The following is a 2,712-nucleotide window of genomic DNA, read 5'->3' on the forward strand; positions in this document are numbered from 1 at the left end:
GGCGGCGCGGGGAGGCGCCACCGGAAACACACTGGTTATAGGATCAAGCCTTACGGGCAATTAGTATCAGTTAGCTCAACGCATTACTGCGCTTACACACCTGACCTATCAACGTCCTGGTCTTGAACGACCCTTCAAGGGGCTCGAAGCCCCGGGGATATCTCATCTTAAGGCGAGTTTCCCGCTTAGATGCTTTCAGCGGTTATCTCTTCCGAACATAGCTACCCGGCGATGCCACTGGCGTGACAACCGGTACACCAGAGGTTCGTCCACTCCGGTCCTCTCGTACTAGGAGCAGCCCCCTTCAAATATCCAGCGCCCACGGCAGATAGGGACCAAACTGTCTCACGACGTTTTAAACCCAGCTCACGTACCTCTTTAAATGGCGAACAGCCATACCCTTGGGACCGGCTACAGCCCCAGGATGAGATGAGCCGACATCGAGGTGCCAAACACCGCCGTCGATATGAACTCTTGGGCGGTATCAGCCTGTTATCCCCAGAGTACCTTTTATCCGTTGAGCGATGGCCCTTCCATACAGAACCACCGGATCACTATGACCTGCTTTCGCACCTGCTCGACTTGTCGGTCTCGCAGTCAAGCACGCTTATGCCATTGCACTATCAGCACGATTTCCGACCGTACCTAGCGTACCTTCGTACTCCTCCGTTACACTTTGGGAGGAGACCGCCCCAGTCAAACTGCCTACCATGCACTGTCCCCGGTCCGGATTCACGGACCAGGGTTAGAACCTCAAACAGATCAGGGTGGTATTTCAAGGATGGCTCCACGCAAACTGGCGTTCACGCTTCAAAGCCTCCCACCTATCCTACACAGACCGGTTCAAAGTCCAATGCAAAGCTACAGTAAAGGTTCATGGGGTCTTTCCGTCTAGCCGCGGGGAGATTGCATCATCACAAACACTTCAACTTCGCTGAGTCTCGGGAGGAGACAGTGTGGCCATCGTTACGCCATTCGTGCAGGTCGGAACTTACCCGACAAGGAATTTCGCTACCTTAGGACCGTTATAGTTACGGCCGCCGTTTACCGGGACTTCAATCAGGAGCTTGCACCCCATCATTTAATCTTCCGGCACCGGGCAGGCGTCACACCCTATACGTCCACTTTCGTGTTTGCAGAGTGCTGTGTTTTTATTAAACAGTCGCAGCCACCAGTTTATTGCAACCCCTTCACCCTTTGCGCGCAGGCGCATCAAGCTACAGGGGCGTACCTTATCCCGAAGTTACGGTACCAATTTGCCGAGTTCCTTCTCCCGAGTTCTCTCAAGCGCCTTAGAATACTCATCTCGCCCACCTGTGTCGGTTTGCGGTACGGTCTTGTTGAACTGAAGCTTAGAGGCTTTTCCTGGAACCACTTCCGATTGCTTCGTCACCGAAGTGACTGGCCTCACACCCTTGAATTACGCGCCCGGATTTGCCAAAGCGCCTTCTCCAATGCAAGGACCGGGACTTCCAACACCCGGACAACCTTCCGCGATCCGTCCCCCCATCGCATTCAACAATGGTGCAGGAATATTAACCTGCTTCCCATCAGCTACGCATTTCTGCCTCGCCTTAGGGGCCGACTCACCCTACGCCGATGAACGTTGCGTAGGAAACCTTGGGCTTACGGCGAGGGGGCCTTTCACCCCCTTTATCGCTACTCATGTCAGCATTCGCACTTCCGATACCTCCAGCACACTTTCCAGTGCACCTTCGCAGGCTTACGGAACGCTCTCCTACCATGCATATAAATATGCATCCGCAGCTTCGGTATATTGCTTAGCCCCGTTACATCTTCCGCGCAGGACGACTCGATCAGTGAGCTATTACGCTTTCTTTAAAGGATGGCTGCTTCTAAGCCAACCTCCTGACTGTTTTAGCCTTCCCACTTCGTTTCCCACTTAGCAATATTTGGGGACCTTAGCTGGCGGTCTGGGTTGTTTCCCTCTTGACACCGGACGTTAGCACCCGATGTCTGTCTCCCGTGATTGCACTCTTCGGTATTCGGAGTTTGCTATGGCGTAGTAATCCGCAATGGACCCCACAACCATGACAGTGCTCTACCCCCGAAGGTGATACACGAGGCACTACCTAAATAGTTTTCGGAGAGAACCAGCTATTTCCAGGTTTGTTTAGCCTTTCACCCCTATCCACAGCTCATCCCCTAACTTTTCAACGTTAGTGGGTTCGGACCTCCAGTACGTGTTACCGCACCTTCATCCTGGCCATGGATAGATCACCTGGTTTCGGGTCTACACCCAGCGACTGAATCGCCCTGTTCGGACTCGCTTTCGCTACGCCTGCCCTAATCGGTTAAGCTTGCCACTGAATGTAAGTCGCTGACCCATTATACAAAAGGTACGCCGTCACCCCTTGCGAGGCTCCGACTGTTTGTATGCATGCGGTTTCAGGATCTGTTTCACTCCCCTCCCGGGGTTCTTTTCGCCTTTCCCTCACGGTACTGGTTCACTATCGGTCGATCACGAGTATTTAGCCTTGGAGGATGGTCCCCCCATCTTCAGACAGGATTTCACGTGTCCCGCCCTACTTGTCGTACACCTAGTTCTTCCTCGCTGTTTTCGTCTACAGGGCTATCACCTGCTATGGCCGCACTTTCCAGAGCGTTCGACTAACAATGAAGATAAAGAGTACAGGCTGCTCCCATTTCGCTCGCCACTACTCTGGGAATCTCGGTTGATTTCTTTTCCTG

General features: G+C 53.2%; 1 rRNA gene. It reads right to left on the reverse strand.

The window, feature by feature from the left end:
* Nucleotides 1-39 precede the first annotated feature (39 nt).
* Nucleotides 40-2,712 (reverse strand): 23S ribosomal RNA (locus BUE39_RS33560); the annotation flags it as partial.

The organism is Paraburkholderia terricola (genome assembly GCF_900142195.1).
GTDB lineage: Bacteria > Pseudomonadota > Gammaproteobacteria > Burkholderiales > Burkholderiaceae > Paraburkholderia > Paraburkholderia terricola.